Genomic DNA, 18,918 nt, shown 5'->3' with positions numbered 1-18,918 from the left:
TGTTTTATTATTTACTTCTTTTTCTTTGATTTGTTTTTGTCTGATGCTTTCTTCGCTACCGGTTTCGCAGCGGCCTTCTTCGCCGGTACTGCTTTCTTAGTGACTGGTTTCGCAGCAGCTTTTTTCGCCGGTACTGCTTTCTTAGCTACTGGTTTCGCAGCAGCTTTCTTCGCCGGTACTGCTTTCTTAGCTACTGGTTTCGCAGCAGCTTTCTTCGCTGGTACCACTTTCTTAGCGACAGGCTTTGCAGCGGTCTTCTTCGCCGGTACCGCTTTCTTAGCTACTGGTTTTGCAGCGGCTTTCTTCGCTGGTACCACTTTCTTAGCGACTGGCTTTGCAGCGGCTTTCTTCGCTGGTACTGCTTTCTTAGCTACTGGTTTTGCAGCGGCTTTTTTCGCTGGTACTGCTTTCTTAGCTACTGGTTTTGCAGCGGCCTTCTTCGCTGGTACCGCTTTCTTGGCTACTGGTTTTGCAGCGGCTTTCTTCGCTGGTACTGCTTTCTTAGCTACTGGTTTTGCAGCCGCTTTTTTCGCTGGTGCTGCTTTCTTAGCTACTGGTTTTGCAGCCGCTTTTTTCGCTGGTGCTGCTTTCTTAGCTACTGGTTTTGCAGCCTCTTTCTTCGCTGGTGCTGCTTTTTTAGCCGGAGCTTTAGCAGCAGGTGCAGGTTTCACTACCGCTTTCTTAGCTGGTGCTTTAACCACCGGGGCGGGTTTAGCCACCACTTTCTGTGCAGGCGCCTGTTTTTCTGTTACTTTCTTCACAGGTGCTTTGGCAGCAGGTGCTGTTTCCGCAACCGGTGCGGGTTTAGGCAGTACTTTTGTAACCACTTCCTTCTCCTGTACGGGAGCTGGTGCAGCTACTTCCTTTTCTTCCGCAGCAGGTCTAACCTGTTTCACTACTTTTTTCTCTTTCTTCTTAGGAACCGGAGCTGGTGCAGGTGTTTCCACTGGTGCAGATACCGGAGTGCTGGTCACAGGCGTATCCTGGATAACCGGCACCACATGGGTTTCTGCTACTACCTGGTCTACTACCGGTGCTGGTTTGGGTTCGCTGAGCGATACCTGTGGCGCTTTTGGCGCTTCAGCGGCTTGCTGTTCCCATGGTTTATACGGACGTTGTTTGTCTTTCTTTTTCTTCCGGTCGTCCCGATTGCGGTCTTCCCGACGATCACCTCTATGGCGGTCTTTACGGTCATCACGACGGTCTTCCCGGCGCTTCTGCGGGAATGCAGCAGCGGGAGTGCCGGTTCCGGTCAGTTCATCCTCCAGGTCGTAGTCCAGCTGACGTTTAGCCAGGCTGGCGGCTACTACGCGGATACTTACCTTTTCGCCTATACGGAATTTGCGGCCGGTGCTCTGGCCAACCAGGGCGTATTCGCCTTCGTTATATTGAAATTCTTCTCTTTTGTTGAGGTTGTGAATACTGATGAGACCTTCACATTTGGTGTCCATAGTTTCCACCCAGAAGCCGAAATGTGCCACGCCGCTGATCACGCCCTCGAAGGTATGACCAATAAATTGCTGCATGTATTCCACCTGTTTGTATTTGTTGCCGGCCCTCTCCGCTTCCATCGCTTTGCGTTCCATTTCAGAGCTGTGTTTGCATTTCTGCTCCATCTGCTTGTCGGGGCGCACGCTGTTGGCGAGGCATTCTGCCAGTACGCGGTGTACGAGTACATCGGGGTAACGGCGGATCGGAGACGTGAAGTGACAGTAGTCTTCGAAACCGAGTCCGTAGTGGCCCACATTGTTTACGGTGTAAATGGCTTTGGCCATTGTACGGATACCGAGTGTTTCGAGCACGGGTTGTTCCGGTTTGCCTTTTACATTCAGCAACAGGTTGTTGAACGAGCTGGCAATACTTTCCGGTGAACTGAGGTCGAATTTATACCCGAATTTTCCGGCGAAAAGCGCGAAGGTCTTCAGTTTTTCCGGATCCGGCGTATCGTGCACACGATAAGGGAACGGAATAGGTTGCTTGTTAATCCGGAGTTTGCCTACGTATGCCGCGATGGTTTTGTTGGCCAGCAGCATAAACTCTTCGATCAGCTGGTGTGCTTCCTTGCTTTCCTTTACCACAATACCAACCGGCTTGCCGGTTTCATCCAGCTTAAAGCGTACTTCCTGTGAAGAGAAGTTGATCGCTCCATGGGCGAAACGCTGCGCACGAAGGGTTTGAGCTATTTTATTCAGCAGCAGGATTTCATTCCTGTATGGTCCGCCGGCTTTTGTTTCGATGATCTCCTGGACTTCTTCATAGGTAAAGCGGTGATCAGAATGGATGACGGTACGACCGATCCAGTGCTGTTTGATCTCTCCTTTTTCATTCATCTGGAACATCGCGGAGAAGGTCAGTTTATCTTCATGCGGGCGCAGGGAACAAAGTTCATTGGAGATTTTCTCCGGCAACATCGGCAATACGCGATCCGGCAGGTAAACCGATGTAGCGCGTTTATCTGCTTCTTTATCCAGTTCAGTGCCGGGTAATACATAATGACTTACATCGGCAATATGTACGCCCAGTTCATACAATCCGCTTTTGAGCAGCCTGATGGAGATGGCATCATCAAAGTCCTTGGCATCCACCGGATCGATGGTCATGGTCAGGAATTTGCGGATATCTTTCCTTTTGGCGATTTCTTCTTCGGAGATATTTTCCTGGATGGAATCCAGTTCTGCAAGTACTTCTTTAGGGAAATTGAGCGGGAATCCTGCTTCGATAAGGATTTCCTTCATAGCGAGGTCGTTGGTATCGCTGGCATCCAGGATTTCCACGATCTCTCCTACCGGTTTGCGGGATTTCTCTCCCCAGGCCACTATCTTCACAACGGCTTTGTCACCGCTTTTGGCGGCTCCGAGGGAGTTGGCGGGAATGTAGATATCCGGCATAAACAATCCCTTTTCGGGAATCAGGAAAGCAAAGCTTTTGCTGACCTGCAGGGTACCGGTAAATTCGGTTTTATTTCGTTTAAGGATATCCGTTACAATGCCTTCCATGCGGCCTTCACCACGCACCTGTTTCAGCACGTCTACCAGCACTTCATCTTTATCGAGAGCGGTATGCAGGTTCTTCTGCTTTACCATTATGTCCTTCGTAAGGCCATCCACGATAACAAAGGCCATTCCGGACTTTGTTACTTCCACCACACCTTTAAAGGTTTTTTTCTGGCTATGGTTTTGGGGGGTATTGGGGTTGTTATGATGACCGCCTTTTTTATTTTTCTTTTTTCTACTCATGTTAGTCGTAAGTTATTATTGACCGTAAGCCGGCAGGTGCCTGGCGATGTAGTCAAAAATAAAGTTATTAAATAATTCTGCTTCGCCGAAGAGGAATGCGACCTCCACAGGCATAACAGCTATCTGCAGGTTTTGTTCTGCCAGCATTCCTTTGAGCAGATGTAGTCTTACCGCATCCTTTTCTGTGGTAATGACAATCTTTTCCGGACCGGGCAAATCGCTGCATTCTTTTTTGATTTTTAGTATATCCTTTTCCGTATAGTAATAATGATCGGGAAAAGATAAGAGATATACACTTTCGTAACGTCGTTTCAATTCGTCGAGCAATGGTTCGGGCCTTGCGATACCACACGCCAGCAATACGGTAACTGATGGGGTGATTTCTACCGGTTGATGCGTGATCATATCGGACAGGGCGCCGTATTGCAAGGTAGTGAAAAAGAGCCGCTGATGTGGCAACGGGTTAATTTCTTTTTCCAAAGCCTGCTTCTCTGCCACGCTCATGGCCGGCGGACACTTGGATACAATGATACAATCTGCCCGGTGATATCCCTTGCGGCCTTCCCGCAAACGGCCGAAAGGCACTACATGATCCCGTGTAAACAGCCGGCTGTAATCGGTGATCATGATATTTAATCCCGGTTTGATGGAGCGATGCTGAAAGGCATCATCCAGCAGCACCACCTGGGTATCAGGTTCATCGCCCAGCAGCTGCGGAATAGCCAGCATCCGCTCTTCTCCTACACATACGCTAATATCGGGAAATTTATCATGAAACTGCATCGGTTCATCGCCAATATCGGCAGCTGTGCTTTTTTCATCTGCCAGCAGGTAACCACTGGTACGGCGGTTATAGCCCCGGCTCAGGGTAGCCACTTTCAGGTGATCCTTCAGTAACCGGATCATATATTCCACGTGTGGTGTTTTCCCGGTGCCGCCTACAGACAGGTTGCCAGCGGCTATTACTGGGATGTCGAACTCCACGGCGGTGAGTAATCCCTTGTCGTAAAAACGGTTCCGCAGCCACATCACCAGGCCATAGAGCAGGGAAAAGGGATATAAAAGAATCTTCAGGTATTTCAACACGGTTGTTTATTTAAATTGATAAATCTGATCGGGGGAAACCACTGTCTGCAGCGGGATATCCCAGGGATCAGTGTCTTCGATCTGCGGAACGGGTCCAAACAACGACAGGCCAATGGTGCGTATATCCGGCCGGCAGGCTTTGAGGAAACGGTCGTACATCCCTTTGCCGTATCCTACCCGGTGTCCCTGATGATCGAATGCCAGCAAAGGTACAAATACAAGGTCTATGTCTGCCGGAGGCACTTCCTCCCCCTGATCCGGTTCCGGGATCCCAAACTTATTTTTTACGAGTACCGTATTGGGTTTCCATAAAATGTGGATCATCTCCCCGGTTTTCATATCGGAGCGGGACAGCACCCATTCCATTTCCGGCCATTCTGTCCGTAATGCCTTTACCAGCGGCCAGGTATCCACTTCTTTTTTTTCGGAGATGGGAAGAAAGATATGCGCCTTGCGGATGCCACTGTAATCCAATTGCCGCGCATTCCTTTCCAGTTGCGCGTTCAGGGCAACTGCAGCAACGTCATCCAGGTTAAGCCTCAGCTCAAGGAAATGTTTTCGTATATCCTTCTTCGTGGTCATGCCAGTAAACTATGCAGCGAAGTAGTCAACAACTGTGCCTGTTGTTGAATAAATGCCTTATCTACCTTATCTGTCAGCGGAATACGGCCTGCTTTAGGGTAGCCGCTCCACTTCACTACATCGTCTTCATTGGTATGATAATCGCCGCCAAATACCCATCCAATAACGGGTATGCCTGTATGTTGCAGCATACGTGCAGTGAGCATGGCATGGTTGATACTGCCGAGGTAATTCTGCGCTACAATCAATACCCTGGCCTTCAGCGCCAGGATCAGGTCCAGCGTAAATACTTCCTCGTTTACCGGCACCATCAGGCCGCCGGCACCTTCCATTACCAGTGCACGGTCTGCCGGCTGATACTGATCCGCCAGTTGCAGGATACGGCCGGTATCAATATGGGTTTGCTCCAGCCGGGCCGCCAGATGGGGGGAAGCAGGAGCTTCCAGTCGCCACGCCTCGGGATGACAAACTGACACCCCGTTTGACAATAAGGATAATACGGTATCAGTATCTGTGCCTTCCATTAAACCTGTTTGTACAGGTTTCCAGTAATCGGCGCACAAGGCCTCCGTTACACAGGCAGCAGTAATGGTTTTTCCTACGCCGGTACCTATACCGGTAATAAAAATTCGTTCACTCATCACTGCAAATATACGGAGGCGATCGGCATCGCGTCTCATTTCAATTCCGTATTTTCGTAACCATACAACCTCATTTTTTATGAAATACTGCGATAACATACTCGAAACGATAGGAAATACACCAATGATCAAGTTGCACCGCGTTACGGCTACCCTCCCCTGTACGGTACTGGCAAAAGTGGAGTTTTTCAATCCGGGCAACTCGATCAAAGACCGCATGGCCGTTAAAATGGTGGATGTAGCAGAACAGAAAGGCCTGCTGAAACCAGGTGGCACCCTCATTGAAGGCACTTCCGGTAATACCGGGATGGGACTCGCGCTGGCAGCTATTATCCGGGGTTATAAATGTATTTTCACTACCACCGATAAACAGTCTAAGGAAAAAGTAGATATCCTGAAAGCAGTAGGCGCAGAAGTTATTGTTTGCCCAACAAACGTGGAGCCCGAAGATCCGCGCTCTTACTACTCTGTATCCAAAAGACTGGCCACAGAAGTGCCCAATTCGTTTTATGTAAATCAGTACGACAACCTCGCCAACCGGGATGCCCATTATGAACAAACCGGGCCTGAAATATGGGAACAGACCGACGGAAAAATTACGCACCTCGTAGTGGCCACCGGCACTGGCGGTACTGTAACCGGCACCGGAAAATACCTCAAAGAAAAAAATCCTGCTATCAAAGTATGGGCAATCGACAGTTACGGCTCCTTATTAAAAAAATATTTTGAAACCGGCGTTATTGACATGAGTGAGGTGTATCCTTATATTACAGAGGGTATCGGGGAAGATTTTGTGCCGGAGAACTACGACATGAAAGTGATCGACAAGTTTGAAAAAGTAACAGATAAAGATGCTGCTGTGATGGCAAGGCGTATCACCAAAGAAGAAGGTATTTTCGTGGGTTACTCGGCCGGATCCGCCATAGCCGGAATTTTACAACTGAAAGAAAATCTGAAACCTACGGATGTGGTGGTCGTTATTTTTCACGATCATGGCAGTCGCTATGTAGGAAAAATATACAATGACCAGTGGATGATGGAACGTGGTTTCCTCGATGTAAAAACCGTAAAAGACGTCATCAACGGACGCAGAAATCAGCCGCTGGTAACGATCGGTGCCGATGAAAAAGTAAGCGAAGCCATTGCCCGTATGAAAAAATACGACATCGAACATATCCCGGTAGAGAAGGGCGGAGAAATGATCGGCGCCATTTCTGAGAATGGATTATTCAATCGCCTGATTGATGACGGCAACCTGAAAGACGCGCTGGTAAAGCAGGTGATGCAGACATCCTTCCCGTTGGTGAGCCAGGATACGCCGATAGAAAAACTATCCGTATACATCAACCGGGAAAACGGCGCGGTGCTGACAAAAGACGACAGTGGTAATCATCACATCGTGACGAAGTATGATATTATCCAGGCATTGGGCAGATAAAAGAAAGATATGTTGTTTACTGATCAGCTCAACAGGCAGATATTACTTGAAAAGCCGCCACAGCGGATTATTTCGCTGGTGCCTTCGCAAACGGAACTATTGTATTCCCTCGGGTTGGAGAAAGAAGTAGTGGGGATTACAAAATTCTGCGTACATCCGTCTACGTGGTTCCGTGAAAAAACCAGGGTGGGTGGTACTAAAAATGTACATGCAGCTATTATACAACAGCTGTCGCCGGATCTGATTATTGCCAACAAAGAAGAAAACCTGGCAGCCGATGTAGAGGCCCTGATGGCCGATTACCCCGTATGGGTCAGTGATATCGCCACACTGGACGACGCTTTTGAGATGATCACCGGCATTGGCGCTGTTACCGATCGTGCGGCCGTTGCGGCCGATTTACTTACAAAAATAAAAGCTGGTTTTGTCGCTTTGCAACCAGCGCCCACTCCTGTCCCCACGGCCTACTTTATCTGGCGGGATCCCTGGATGGTGGCGGGTGGTGACACTTTTATCCACCAGATGCTGACGCTATGCGGGTTTCCGAACGTATTCGGGGATTTGCGCCGTTATCCGGCCATCACGCCGGAACAGCTGGCAGCCACGGGTTGCCGGCGGGTGTTGCTTTCTTCAGAACCTTATCCTTTTAAAGAAAAACATATTGCGGAATTACAGGCAATACTGCCGGATGCAGAGATCCTGCTGGCAGATGGCGAAATGTTTTCCTGGTATGGCAGCCGGTTGTTAGCTGCGCCTGCTTATTTCCAATCCCTGATAGAAAAATAATTTCCGGAGGCAACGTTCTTCTTTCCGGCTGCGTACTCAATATAAACGCAATTTCTATGGAAAGAAGAGCTTTTGTATCCAACTTAGGACTCACCTTTGCACTGGCATGTACGGCCGGATTAGCCGCCTGCAGTAAAGGAGGCGGAGGTAGTGATACACCACCTCCCACGCCCGGTGGCGGTAGTGCGAAACTCACACTGAACCTCGTCTCGGATCTGCCTAATGTAGGAGATTTCAAAATTGAGAATGGAGTCATCATCATCCGCACTGCTACCGGCAATACAGCGGCATCATTCTCTGCGCTCTCCAGCACCTGTACGCATCAGGGATGTACGGTGGCCACCTTCAACAACACTTCCAAATTAATAGAATGCAATGCGCCCTGCGGCCATGGCAGCCGTTATACTACTTCCGGCGCTGTGAATACCGGTCCTGCTACCGCTGCATTGGCGGCTTATACCATTAAGGTAGACGGCAATTCGCTGACCGTGAGTTAATGGTTGTGCAGAAAATCCAGCACCCATGAAGCAAAGGGAACAGAACGAACTACGCTGTTATGATCTCCTGCCACTGTACCGTGCATACCTGCCGGCATCATGGCTGCGAGTGAGCCACCGGTATCATTATCTTCGTCTTTATCTCCTCCGATAACCAATACCGGCTGATGCACGCCGGCCAGTTCCTGTGGTGTAGAAGTGGGCTGGCCGAACTGCATCAGTGCCAGGGCACGCTGATCGAGCCCCGATTGTTGTACATTCTTTACCATGGCGGCCAGTTCCGGCACATCTTTTCCGGAAAGGGCTTCATAAAAGCGCTGACGTCTGGGCCAGGCTGGGTCAGTGAAAGCGGTTCCCATCCCTCCCATCACAGCGCTGCGGACCCGCGCATCCAGCACCAGCAAGCGGGATACAATAATGGCTCCCCGGGAATAGCCAACCGCCTGGTAGTTATTAATATTAAGAAAGGTCATCAATCCCATAATATCTTTTGTTTCTGCGTCATCCAGGTAAGCGAGGCTATCATGTGGATGATCAGAAGCGCCGTTTCCTCTCAGATCCAGGGTAATTACTTTATACCCATGGAGCAACAGGGAGTCGTACAGGGCTGTTTTTTTCCAGGAATCTCCGTTTACAATAAACCCATGCACCAATAATACCGGGGCGCCGGTACCGGTAATCGTGTAGTGAATACGCGTACCATCAAACGAGGTATAGTATTGGAGTGAATCGGGAGCATCTACAGCAGATGCGCTAACAGCGGGCATTTGCAGGAAAAACAGGAACAGGAAAAACAATGTTGATTTCATACGGAACCGGATTGAGATCGGGTAAAATACATTTTTCTGCTGGTAGAATTAATACGTAAGCGCTTACTTTTCGCTATAAATCTTCTATTTAACTCCTTATATTTGCTTTCCTAAAAAATAAAACACATATCAGAGTATGGGAAAATACAGAGCTGGCGTATTATTCGGCGAAGAGCTGGATGCGCTGTATAACGATGCCAAAGACAACGGATTTGCTATGCCTGCCGTAAATGTTGTGGGAACTAACTCCGTGAATGCGGTACTGGAAACAGCTGCTAAAGTAAATTCACCGGTTATTATTCAGTTTTCTAACGGTGGTGCACAATTTTTTGCCGGTAAAGGCATGCCGAACGATAAACTGCAGGCGAACATTGCAGGTGGTATCTCCGGTGCAAAGCATGTACATGAAGTAGCAAAATATTATGGTGTTCCGGTAGTACTGCACACAGATCACGCTGCTAAAAAATGGCTGCCATGGATCGACGGTTTGCTGGATGCGGGTGAGCAACACTTCAAACAAACAGGTCAGCCCCTGTACAGTTCTCACATGCTGGATCTTTCTGAAGAGCCGATTGCAGAGAATATTGAAATATCTCACAAATATTTTGAGAGAATGAATAAACTGGGCATGTCCATCGAAATCGAACTGGGTGTAACCGGTGGTGAAGAAGATGGTGTGGACAATTCCGGTATCGACAACTCCAAGTTGTATACCCAGCCTGAAGAAGTAGCCTATGCTTATGAAATCTTATCTAAAGTAGGTCCCCGTTTCACCGTGGCTGCTGCTTTTGGTAACGTTCATGGTGTATATTCTCCAGGTAACGTAGAACTGCGTCCGGTGATTCTGCACAACAGCCAGGAATTCATCCAGGAAAAGTACAAAACAGCTGCTAAACCAGTTTACTATGTATTCCACGGTGGTAGCGGTTCTCCTAAGCACCAGATCACAGAAGCACTGGGTTATGGCGTTATCAAGATGAACCTTGATACAGATATGCAGTGGGCATTCTGGGAAGGTATCCACGACTTCTACGAAGCAAAGAAAGATTACCTGCAGGCACAGCTGGGTAACCCGGAAGGTGCTGACAAGCCAAATAAAAAATACTACGATCCGCGCGTATGGCTGCGCAAAGGTGAAGAAACCTTTGTTAAACGCCTCGAAGAAGCGTTCAGAGATCTGAACTGCATCAACAGAAACGCATAGTTCAACGATAGTTTACCAGATAAGGCAAAAAGCTATTGTAGCCGGGAAAAGCGATAATATATAATACGTATATGTTATTATCTCCGCTACAATAGCTTTTTGCTTTTTACGTTAAACTTGATACTTTTCCCTATATGTTTTTGGCTTTATACGATAATTCGTATCTTGCACCACTATTTTCTAATCTAATAGTAAAATATGTCAAGCTGGTTTAAGCGAATTAAACAAGGCATCTCTACCACCACCAGTGAAAAGAAAGAAGCACCGGATGGATTGTGGCACAAGTGTCCTAACTGTAAAAAAACCACCACCGTAAAGGATCTGAGGGAGCATTTCTATGTTTGTGATAAGTGTAATTATCACAACCGTATCAACTCCGCAGAGTATTTTGAGATCATATTTGATAACAATCAGTTCGAGGAACTGTTCCCAAATATTTACCCAACAGACTTCCTGGGCTTTAAAGATCTGAAACCTTATGGCGACAGGCTGAAGGATGCCCAGAAGAAATCCGGGCTGAAAGATGCGATGACTGTAGGTACCGGCAAGGTGCTGGGCAACGACCTGGTTGTGGCCTGTATGGACTTTAACTTTATTGGTGGCTCTATGGGCTCTGTAGTAGGTGAAAAGATAGCCCGTTCTATCGACTACTGCATTTTGCACAAAATGCCGCTGATGATCATTTCCAAGTCCGGCGGCGCCCGTATGATGGAAAGTGCGTTCTCCCTGATGCAGATGGCCAAAACATCGGCTAAGCTGACACAACTGGCAGATGCACGTCTCCCCTACATTTCTTTAATGACGGATCCTACTACCGGTGGCGTTACCGCCTCCTATGCCATGCTGGGCGACCTGAACATCGCAGAACCCGGCGCTCTGATCGGCTTTGCCGGTCCTAGGATCATTAAAGAAACTATTAAGAAAGATTTACCTGCTGGTTTCCAAAGCGCCGAGTTCCTGCTGGATCACGGTTTCCTGGACTTCATTATGGATAGAAAAGAATTGAAGACGAGATTGGCAAGTTTGCTGACCATCTTTAAAAATTAAGCTTTTAGCCAGTCAGCCATTCATTACGAATGGCTGACTGCTATTAACCAAGCGCAAAGACAAATGGCAGAATTAAAGAACAGATCGGCATATTTTGAGTACGCAATAGAAGATAAATATATTGCAGGAATGGTTTTGCTGGGTACAGAGATCAAGTCGATCCGTGCCAATAAAGTAAGCTTCAACGATTCATTCTGCTATTTTTCCAAAGGAGAATTGTATGTGAAAAGTCTGCATATAGCAGAATATTCCCATGGCACTTCTTCCAATCATGACCCCTTAAGGGAACGTAAACTGCTCCTGACCAAAAGGGAACTGAGAAAGCTGGAAAATAAAATGAAAGAACGTGGCTATACCATCGTGCCGCTTCGTATGTTCATTACCGATAAAAGCCTGGCAAAGCTGGAAATTGGTATTGGTAAAGGAAAGAAGCTGCATGACAAACGTGACTCCATCAAAGAAAGGGAAGCAGACAGAGAGCTGAGAAGACAATTCAAATAAATACAGCATACCTGGCATATCCTTATAAAACAATCCCATTGAAAAAGTTAGCATTCCCGCAGCTGGCAAGTATTGTAGCCATTCTTCTCTATACCCTCCTTCTTTCCTGCAAATCGGGTGAAAAATTATATAACAAAGGCCGGTACGACGAAGCCGTCAACGCCTTTGTAAAAAAACTGCAGCGTAAGCCCCAGGATGCCACTGCCGCAAGACTATTACCAGAAGCATACCGGCAGGCCCAGGGAATGCGGGAAGACCGGGTAAACAGCTACCTCCGTTCCAACGATGACCTGAAGTGGGAACATGTCAGAAATGAATACCGCTCCTTACAATCGCTTTATACCGCTATTCACAGCTCCCCTGCTGCCCTGAAAGTAGTGCAGCCGAAGGACTATCGCGATGCCATCACCGGCGCCCAGGAAAACGCCGCAGAAATACGTTATAACCGGGGTATGGACCTGTTGGAAAAGGGCGATAAGGCCAGCGCCCGCGAAGCGTATGATGAATTTGGCGCAGCCCTGCAACTGATTCCTAATTACCGCGATACCAAACAACGCAGGGACGAAGCATTTCAATTGGGTGTAGTCAATGTTGCCGTAAGTCAGATTGAAGTACGTTCCACTTACTTCCAGTTCAGCGCAGACCAGTTCCGCGACTATCTCATCCGGAACCTGCAACAACGTAATATCAACCAGTTTGTACAGTTTTATGATGAAAGAGTCGTAAAAAACGCGAACCTCTACCCCGATGAATATATTGAACTACGCTTCTTCGATTTTGTAGTCGGACAAACCTATGTAGATCGTATTGAGCGGGATGTGTCAAAAGAAATTATAGTCGGTACCACGAAAGATACTACCGGCAAAGAAATCAATCTTTATAAAACCGTTAAAGCCACCCTGTATATCACCAAGAAAACCGTAGTATCAAAAGGACTGCTGGATTATCGCATCACCAACACCAACAACTGGCAGGTACTGCGAACAGACCGCATACCTGGCAGTTATACCTGGTTGAATCAATATGGCACCTTCAAAGGAGATGAAAGGGCGCTCAGCGATGAAGATAAACGGCTGATGGGTGGTGTGGATATGGCCCCTCCGCCACCAACGGAGTTGTTTATGGAGTTTACACGGCCTATTTATGATGTGCTGGCCAGGGATCTGCAGAGTTTTTATAGCAGGATTTAAGAATATACTCTTTTAAAAGGCTCCCTCATCCGGAGCCTTTTTCTATATCTTCTCTTTCAACAATGGTATCAGCTGATGCGCCGGTACTACCCCACTTTGGCGCCAGGCCAGCTTCCCATCTTTAAACAACAATAACGTAGGCACGCTGCTGATCTGCCATTGGGCAGCCAGTTGCTGATTTCTGTCTATATCGATCTTAATGATCCTGATCTGATCCCCTAGTTTATCCTTTACCTCTTTCAGGATAGGTGGCACCATTTTGCAGGGACCGCACCAGGTAGCGAAACAATCTATCAGTACCGGTGTAGATGAAGTAAGTATTGCTTGCAGGTTTTCCATAGCACACGTTTTGATTCCAGTTACAAAGTACGTACTTTTTGAAAATCAGAAAATATAATATATATTGGAAATATAAACCTGTCTTATCTTTTTTATCTATGATCACGCTGTCAACTATCATTTACTTCGCCTGGTTCCTTTCTGAAATACTGCTGCAGCGCATTTTGCGCGGCAAGGCTACAGACGATAAGAAACAGCAGGACAAAGGCAGCCTGGCTGTAATGTGGATTGTGATCATTGTGTTTATCAATATCGCATCCATTGTTGCTGCGAAAACCAATTACCCGATTGTACCCGGACCGTTAATGAACCGTATAGGCCTCAGCGTTATACTGCTGGGAATGATCCTTCGTTTTGTGGCCATTATGCAACTGGGGCGCTTGTTTACGGTGAATGTTACCATCCGTAAAGACCACCACATCAAAAAGACAGGGCTATACAGCATCCTGCGCCATCCCTCCTATACCGGCTCCCTGTTATCTTTCCTTGGATTTGGTTTATCGGTGAACAACTGGCTGGGATTAGTGATCGCTTTTGTACCGGTATTTGTGGTATTTGTATACCGGATGAATATAGAGGAAAAAGTATTAACGGCTCAGTTTGGAGAAGAGTACACCACATACATGAAACATACCAGCCGCCTGATTCCCTGGATTTACTGATTATCTGGCTACGCCATCTATAAAAAAAGCCTCCGGAATGAACGGGAGGCTTTTTTATGATGATTAATTATTAAGGTTCGGATTATTCTGTAATTCCGTAATTGGAATGGCCCAGAGATAATAACTGCTGTAGGCGGAGAATGGCTTGCCATCCGGCTGTTGCAGCGTAAGATGTCCCTGCGCCGGCACTTCTACAAAAGTACCATCTCCTCTTGGTACACTGATAATACTATCCTGTCCGTTATAGGATAAGAACGGCTTCCTGACTACGCTACCGCCTGTACGAATAATATCAGACAGTGCAAAACCTTCTCCCCATAACTCTTTACGTCTTTCCACCAGGATGGTATCCACCAGGTGGCTGCCGTTGCCGTTATACAGCGTAGCGTTGCGTGCCGCACGCAATACGTTAAGCGCTTCTGCTGCTTTGCCGGTGTTGCCGCTTTGCGCATAGGCTTCTGCTTCGATAAGATACATTTCTGCAGAGCGCATCAGCACGAGATCTCCCACCAGTGCACCCGCATCACGGAAGCGGAATTTCTTGTAGCGGAGATATCCTTCCTGGTCGGGTAAAGTATCCCAGTCGAACAAACGGAAACGTACATCCGCACTATCGAAGAAATTTTTGAAGTAAGGATCTGCCATAAAGCTCTGGTAGTAAGACGCAGGGCTGGATACATCCAGGAAGTGGAAGTTGTAGCTGGCATTACTCTGGTTAGGTGTTTGTGCATGTCCCCAGATCCACTCGCCGTTATTGATGTCGCTGAACCCCTTATTATAGTCGTCGCCGGACATCAGTGGATAGCCGTTGCGGGCAGCCACTGCAGCGGTGATAGCGGCAGTCCATTGGCGATTGTAAAGATAAGCACGTGCCAGTAATCCGTTCACTACGTTCAGATCGATCTTCCATTTCTGGGTGGCGCTACGCTGATAGTTGGTCAGCAAAGGCAACGCTTTCTGCAGATCATCAATCACCAGTTTGTATACTTCACCCACAGTAGCTTTCGGTTTGCCTACTGAAGTCGGGCCGGAAGGTTCTGTATAAATAGGCACTGCTTTTTCCGTGCCGGTTCTGTTAAACTGGTAGAAAGATGCCAGCGTGAGGTAGCAATTGGCGCGCAGCGCGTATGCCTGGCCTTTCAGGCGTTTCTTTTTGTCTTCATCGCCGGTAGCATTGTCTACTTTCGCGATAATATTGTTACAGTTATCGATCACCTTGTAGAGGATGGTCCAGAAGGCGGTAACACGGTTCTTGGTATTATCTACCATTTCCGTGTAGCCGTAAGCGTCACGCAGCCCATACGATTGCGTAACGGCGATATCACTGCCCATGGCGTCGCTGGTGAGATGAATGGATTTATAACCTGGTACTGCGTAAGTGAAAAATTCCTCAAACATATAAGCCCAGGTACCATTGATCACGGTTTCCACGTTGTCGGCGGTATTAAATACCTGGTCGTCCGGTATGGCATTGGTTGGCTTTGTGTCGAGGAAATCCTTGTTGCAGGCGCCTAATACCAAAGCGGAAAGTATGATTAAAAATAAACTCTTTTTCATGGTCGTAATTTTTAGAAGCTCAGATTAATACCTGCAGAAATGGATTTGACAGCGGGGTAACGGTAGTACGTAGTACCACCCACTGACTGCTCTGGATCCAGGCCTTTGTGGTTATAGATCGTGAACAGGTTTTCACCCTGTACATATACCATTACATTATTGAGATGAGCTTTATCCATCAGTGATTTAGGCAGATTGTAGCTCAGGTTCAGCGTTTTCAGACGCGCATAGCTGGCATCATACAGGAAACGGTCTGATACCGAGGTCCAGTTGGTTTGCACAGTAGTCATTTTCGGCACATTGGCGTTCTTATGATCTGGTGTCCAGCGATCCAGCATTTCGGTGCTGAACGGACGACCGGCAGATGTTCCCGTACCCAGGAGGAACAGGTAATCCTGATCCAGTACTTTACCACCAAGACTGTACACCATCATGAACGACAGCGAGAAGCCCTTGTAGCTGAAAGTATTGGTAAAACCACCATATACATCTGGTAAAGAAGAACCATTGTAATATTGGGTGGCAGCAGAATAATTGCTGGTTGTACCTTTGGTGCCATCTGCATTATTAATGTACCACAATGGCAGCCCTGTTTCAGGGTTTACACCTGCCCATTTACGGAGATAAAAATCGTAGATAGATTTACCTACCATGAGTTTTTTGGTACCACTGATAATTTCTTTCTGCGGTAATTCTGTAATCTTATTTTTATAGTGGGTAGCGTTTACATCGATCGCCCAGGTGAAGTCTTTTGTTTTTACCGGTACACCATGCAGACTAACTTCAAACCCGGTATTTTTCAAAGCCCCGATATTTTCACTCACAGATGAATAGCCTAAAGATGGCGCGAGCGGTTTAGAATACAGCAGGTCTTTTGATTTACGTTGAAAGAATTCCACGGTACCACTCAGGCGGTTGTCGAACATACCGAAATCAGCTCCGATATTGAAGTTGAGATTTGTTTCCCATTTCAGCAGCGGGTTGTATAACAGGCGACGGTAAGTTCCTCCTTCTCCCAGGTTACTGTTTACATTCAGCAGCGGGTAGTAGTTATAGTAGGCTGCATCACCGAGATTATCATTACCTTGTCCGCCGTAGCTGGCGCGGAGCGTCAGCAGGTTCAGCCAGGAACTGTTTTTCAGAAAATCTTCTTCGGTTGCTTTCCAGGAGCCACCTACAGACCAGAAAGTACCCCAGCGGTGATCGGGTGCGAAACGGGAAGATCCGTCGCGACGCAGGGAAGCAGATAAGAAATATTTTCCAAGGTAATCATACTCCGCACGACCCAGGAAACTGGACAGGGTGTATGTATCGGTGTATCCCTGAAGATCCTTGATCAGGGAGGCATCCGACAGTTCATCGAGACCCGGCAGGGAGAAGCCCGATTTCTGACCATCGATGAAAGTAGTAGTGTATTTATATGCTTCCTGACCCGCCAGCAAACTCAGGTGGTGTTTTTCGTTAAACGTTTCCTCGTAAGTGAGGATGTTGTTGAAAGTCCAGCTGAACACGCGGGTATTTAGTCTTTCAATATTACCACCTACTTCTGCATCGAAGCCTAAGGTAGGATTGGTATAGTCATATTGTTGCTGGGCGGAATAGTCTGCGTTATAACTGGATTTGAACTTCAGTCCGCGCCAGATGGTGGCTTCACCGTATAAGCGGGCAGAGAGATCATCTTTTGTCATCTTATGTTTGTCGATACCGGAAGTAGCGATCAGGTTGGTATTGGTATTTACTGCACTGGGGCGATAGCTACCAAAATCAAAGATCTTCTGGCCGTTTGCATCCAGGAGGTAGGCGCCGGTGGCGCGGTCGCGCTGATAAATCGGATAGAAACTCGACATGAGGCGGCCGTAGTTCACGTAGTTATCGGAACGGCTGTCTTCTGACGGAGGTGCATCCTGGTCAGAGTGCGTGCCGCTGAGGTTCAGTCCTACTTTCAGCCATTTTTTGGCATCGATATCAATATTACTGCGGAGATTATATCTCTTAAAGCCCGAAGCGAGATAAATACCCTGATCGTCCAGGTATCCTCCGGAGATATAATACCTGGATTTCTCCGTAGCGCCGCTCAGTGCCGCATTTGCCTCTGTACGGTGACCGGTGCGTTGCATGCCTTTATCCCAGTCATCATTCCACAGGGCTTTAGCGCCTGCTACCAGCTTCCCGTCTGTGCCAACCGGTTGCGGAAAGGCGGTGCCGTAAGGATTGATCCCCACACGCCTGATAATGCTGCTGCTGGCTTGCTGTGCTGCAGTGGCTGGCGACAGGCCGCTGGTTAAACCGCCGTTTCGGATGGCTTCCCAGTATAATTCGAAATATTGGTCGGTGCTAACACGATCGTAGTCATCAACGGCTCTTTTAGAATAACCCTGACTAACGCGAACGTCTATATTATTTCCTTGCTTTCTTCCTTTTTTTGTTGTGATGATAATCACGCCATTGGCGCCACGGGAACCGTACAGCGCGCTGGACGCGGCATCTTTCAATACGCTGATGGATTCGATATCATAAGGATTGATGGCGTTGAGACTACCACCGTAGGGTACTCCATCTACCACGTATAATGGATCGGCGGAAGCATTGATAGAACCCACACCACGGATGCGGATGGTCGCATCAGAGCCGGGCTGACCGCTGGTAGAAGTACTTTGCACACCAGCAGCAAGGCCTTGCAGCGCTTTGGTAACGCTGGATACCTGCCGGTTAACCAGTTCGTCGCTTTTTATCTGCGATACAGAACCGGTATAGGAGCTTTTTTTCGCCGTACCATAAGCCACTACCACCACTTCATCGATATCCTTACCGGAAGAGCGGAGCGTAACATTAATAGGGCTTGAGCCGATCGGCACTTCCTGCTGTTCCAGTCCGATAAAACGAATAACGAGTGTAGTCGCTGCAGGATCAGTTACCTGCAAACTGAAATTACCGTCAGGACCGCTAACGGTTCCATTGGTAGTACCTTTCACAACCACCGTTGCACCTGGCAAGGGGGTATTATCTTTCGCAGAATACACACGGCCGGTGACTGTCCGTGTCTGAGCAAATACTGCCATGGGTCCTATGAGCAGTAGAAAGAGGAGTAGTCGTTGTAACATAATAAAATGTTGAAAATGTGCAGTGATCTGGTTTTTCTGGCAATACGAGGCCCTGCCCGTGTTACACAGGCATGATAGCATTGTATCCCATTGTTGTTTTACAAACCGGTACAGACGGAGTTCCGGAAGACAGTTATTGTAATTGTTGTAACCTGCTATGGTTAAGCAGACGAATGTTTATTTGTGTCAATACTAAACGCAACAACAACTGTTGCGCATACAATATGGTTGGGTAATCTTCT

At 47.7% G+C, this 18,918-nt stretch carries 16 protein-coding genes; 8 read left to right on the top strand and 8 right to left on the bottom strand.

Annotated features, from left to right (window positions below; all coding sequences use genetic code 11):
* Window positions 1-11: 11 nt before the first annotated feature.
* The 4 genes from rnr to bioD are packed head-to-tail and all read right to left on the bottom strand — an operon-like array spanning window position 12 to window position 5,584.
* The gene (rnr, locus tag BMW79_RS33920) at window positions 12-3,236 is read right to left on the bottom strand and encodes a ribonuclease R (RefSeq protein ID WP_177192242.1); all 3,225 of its coding nucleotides are present in this window, start codon (window positions 3,234-3,236) and stop codon (window positions 12-14) included.
* A gap of 15 nt (window positions 3,237-3,251) precedes the next feature.
* Window positions 3,252-4,322 (bottom strand): tetraacyldisaccharide 4'-kinase, encoded by a 1,071-nt coding sequence (gene lpxK, locus BMW79_RS18405; RefSeq protein WP_089897125.1) that lies wholly within the window; start codon window positions 4,320-4,322, stop codon window positions 3,252-3,254.
* A gap of 6 nt (window positions 4,323-4,328) precedes the next feature.
* Window positions 4,329-4,904 carry a 5-formyltetrahydrofolate cyclo-ligase gene (locus tag BMW79_RS18400; RefSeq protein ID WP_089897124.1) on the bottom strand — a complete coding sequence of 192 codons (576 nt, stop codon included), beginning with the start codon at window positions 4,902-4,904 and terminating at the stop codon, window positions 4,329-4,331.
* Window positions 4,901-5,584 (bottom strand): dethiobiotin synthase, encoded by a 684-nt coding sequence (gene bioD / locus BMW79_RS18395; RefSeq protein WP_245752587.1) that lies wholly within the window; start codon window positions 5,582-5,584, stop codon window positions 4,901-4,903. Before bioD ends, BMW79_RS18400 begins: the two co-directional genes overlap by 4 nt.
* Window positions 5,585-5,624: 40 nt before the next feature.
* On the opposite strand from bioD, the gene BMW79_RS18390 reads away from it, so the two are divergent.
* From BMW79_RS18390 to BMW79_RS18380, 3 genes are read left to right on the top strand one after another with little or no spacing between them, the layout of a single operon-like run.
* Entirely contained in the window at window positions 5,625-6,983 is a 1,359-nt protein-coding gene (locus tag BMW79_RS18390) for a pyridoxal-phosphate dependent enzyme (protein WP_089897123.1), read from the top strand.
* A 9-nt stretch (window positions 6,984-6,992) separates the two neighbouring features.
* A complete protein-coding gene (locus BMW79_RS18385) occupies window positions 6,993-7,769 on the top strand; it encodes a helical backbone metal receptor (RefSeq protein WP_089897122.1) in 777 nt (258 codons plus the stop codon).
* 56 nt (window positions 7,770-7,825) lie between these two features.
* Window positions 7,826-8,266: a QcrA and Rieske domain-containing protein gene (locus BMW79_RS18380; RefSeq protein WP_089897121.1), complete on the top strand. Its 441-nt coding sequence runs from the start codon at window positions 7,826-7,828 to the stop codon at window positions 8,264-8,266.
* Here the strand turns inward: BMW79_RS18380 and BMW79_RS18375 are convergent.
* Complete coding sequence (locus tag BMW79_RS18375) at window positions 8,263-9,075, bottom strand: alpha/beta fold hydrolase (protein ID WP_218150379.1); 813 nt, start codon at window positions 9,073-9,075, stop codon at window positions 8,263-8,265. The two genes, BMW79_RS18380 and BMW79_RS18375, sit on opposite strands and share 4 nt — an antisense overlap.
* A gap of 136 nt (window positions 9,076-9,211) precedes the next feature.
* On the opposite strand from BMW79_RS18375, the gene fbaA reads away from it, so the two are divergent.
* From fbaA to BMW79_RS18355, 4 genes are all read left to right on the top strand, one after another.
* Window positions 9,212-10,279: a class II fructose-bisphosphate aldolase gene (gene fbaA, locus BMW79_RS18370; RefSeq protein ID WP_089897120.1), complete on the top strand. Its 1,068-nt coding sequence runs from the start codon at window positions 9,212-9,214 to the stop codon at window positions 10,277-10,279.
* A 198-nt stretch (window positions 10,280-10,477) separates the two neighbouring features.
* On the top strand, window positions 10,478-11,326 hold the full coding sequence (gene accD, locus BMW79_RS18365) for an acetyl-CoA carboxylase, carboxyltransferase subunit beta (protein WP_089897119.1): 849 nt from the start codon (window positions 10,478-10,480) through the stop codon (window positions 11,324-11,326).
* Window positions 11,327-11,344: 18 nt separating this feature from the next.
* Window positions 11,345-11,827: an SsrA-binding protein SmpB gene (smpB, locus tag BMW79_RS18360; protein ID WP_317042909.1), complete on the top strand. Its 483-nt coding sequence runs from the start codon at window positions 11,345-11,347 to the stop codon at window positions 11,825-11,827.
* A 38-nt stretch (window positions 11,828-11,865) separates the two neighbouring features.
* Complete coding sequence (locus BMW79_RS18355; RefSeq protein WP_089897117.1) at window positions 11,866-13,017, top strand: tetratricopeptide repeat protein; 1,152 nt, start codon at window positions 11,866-11,868, stop codon at window positions 13,015-13,017.
* Between the two features lie 42 nt (window positions 13,018-13,059).
* Here BMW79_RS18355 and trxA read toward each other — a convergent pair whose 3' ends face one another.
* Window positions 13,060-13,356, bottom strand: a complete 297-nt coding sequence (gene trxA / locus BMW79_RS18350) for a thioredoxin (RefSeq protein WP_089897116.1) — start codon at window positions 13,354-13,356, stop codon at window positions 13,060-13,062.
* 98 nt (window positions 13,357-13,454) lie between these two features.
* Here trxA and BMW79_RS18345 point away from each other — a divergent pair, with 98 nt between their 5' ends.
* A complete protein-coding gene (locus tag BMW79_RS18345) occupies window positions 13,455-14,018 on the top strand; it encodes a methyltransferase family protein (RefSeq protein WP_089897115.1) in 564 nt (187 codons plus the stop codon).
* A gap of 63 nt (window positions 14,019-14,081) precedes the next feature.
* Here the strand turns inward: BMW79_RS18345 and BMW79_RS18340 are convergent, their stop codons facing one another.
* A complete protein-coding gene (locus tag BMW79_RS18340) occupies window positions 14,082-15,575 on the bottom strand; it encodes a RagB/SusD family nutrient uptake outer membrane protein (protein WP_089897114.1) in 1,494 nt (497 codons plus the stop codon).
* A gap of 11 nt (window positions 15,576-15,586) precedes the next feature.
* Window positions 15,587-18,676 carry a SusC/RagA family TonB-linked outer membrane protein gene (locus BMW79_RS18335; protein WP_089897113.1) on the bottom strand — a complete coding sequence of 1,030 codons (3,090 nt, stop codon included), beginning with the start codon at window positions 18,674-18,676 and terminating at the stop codon, window positions 15,587-15,589.
* Window positions 18,677-18,918: the final 242 nt, after the last annotated feature.

The sequence above is a fragment of the Chitinophaga arvensicola genome (assembly GCF_900110835.1).
GTDB classification, from domain to species: Bacteria; Bacteroidota; Bacteroidia; order Chitinophagales; family Chitinophagaceae; genus Chitinophaga; species Chitinophaga arvensicola.
The sequence above is the reverse complement of the archived record's forward strand: the minus strand, read 5'-3'. Positions and strand labels throughout refer to the sequence as shown.

What these genes read in the sequence shown, in the direction of transcription:
- BMW79_RS18335 (WP_089897113.1), bottom strand. Translation starts at nt 18,676, where the DNA reads ATGTTACAACGACTACTCCTCTTTCTACTGCTCATAGGACCCATGGCA.
- BMW79_RS18340 (WP_089897114.1), bottom strand. Translation starts at nt 15,575, where the DNA reads ATGAAAAAGAGTTTATTTTTAATCATACTTTCCGCTTTGGTATTAGGC.
- accD (WP_089897119.1), top strand. Translation starts at nt 10,478, where the DNA reads ATGTCAAGCTGGTTTAAGCGAATTAAACAAGGCATCTCTACCACCACC.
- BMW79_RS18390 (WP_089897123.1), top strand. Translation starts at nt 5,625, where the DNA reads ATGAAATACTGCGATAACATACTCGAAACGATAGGAAATACACCAATG.
- BMW79_RS18385 (WP_089897122.1), top strand. Translation starts at nt 6,993, where the DNA reads ATGTTGTTTACTGATCAGCTCAACAGGCAGATATTACTTGAAAAGCCG.
- fbaA (WP_089897120.1), top strand. Translation starts at nt 9,212, where the DNA reads ATGGGAAAATACAGAGCTGGCGTATTATTCGGCGAAGAGCTGGATGCG.
- BMW79_RS18380 (WP_089897121.1), top strand. Translation starts at nt 7,826, where the DNA reads ATGGAAAGAAGAGCTTTTGTATCCAACTTAGGACTCACCTTTGCACTG.
- trxA (WP_089897116.1), bottom strand. Translation starts at nt 13,356, where the DNA reads ATGGAAAACCTGCAAGCAATACTTACTTCATCTACACCGGTACTGATA.
- BMW79_RS18375 (WP_218150379.1), bottom strand. Translation starts at nt 9,075, where the DNA reads ATGAAATCAACATTGTTTTTCCTGTTCCTGTTTTTCCTGCAAATGCCC.
- bioD (WP_245752587.1), bottom strand. Translation starts at nt 5,584, where the DNA reads ATGAGACGCGATGCCGATCGCCTCCGTATATTTGCAGTGATGAGTGAA.
- rnr (WP_177192242.1), bottom strand. Translation starts at nt 3,236, where the DNA reads ATGAGTAGAAAAAAGAAAAATAAAAAAGGCGGTCATCATAACAACCCC.
- BMW79_RS18400 (WP_089897124.1), bottom strand. Translation starts at nt 4,904, where the DNA reads ATGACCACGAAGAAGGATATACGAAAACATTTCCTTGAGCTGAGGCTT.
- BMW79_RS18345 (WP_089897115.1), top strand. Translation starts at nt 13,455, where the DNA reads ATGATCACGCTGTCAACTATCATTTACTTCGCCTGGTTCCTTTCTGAA.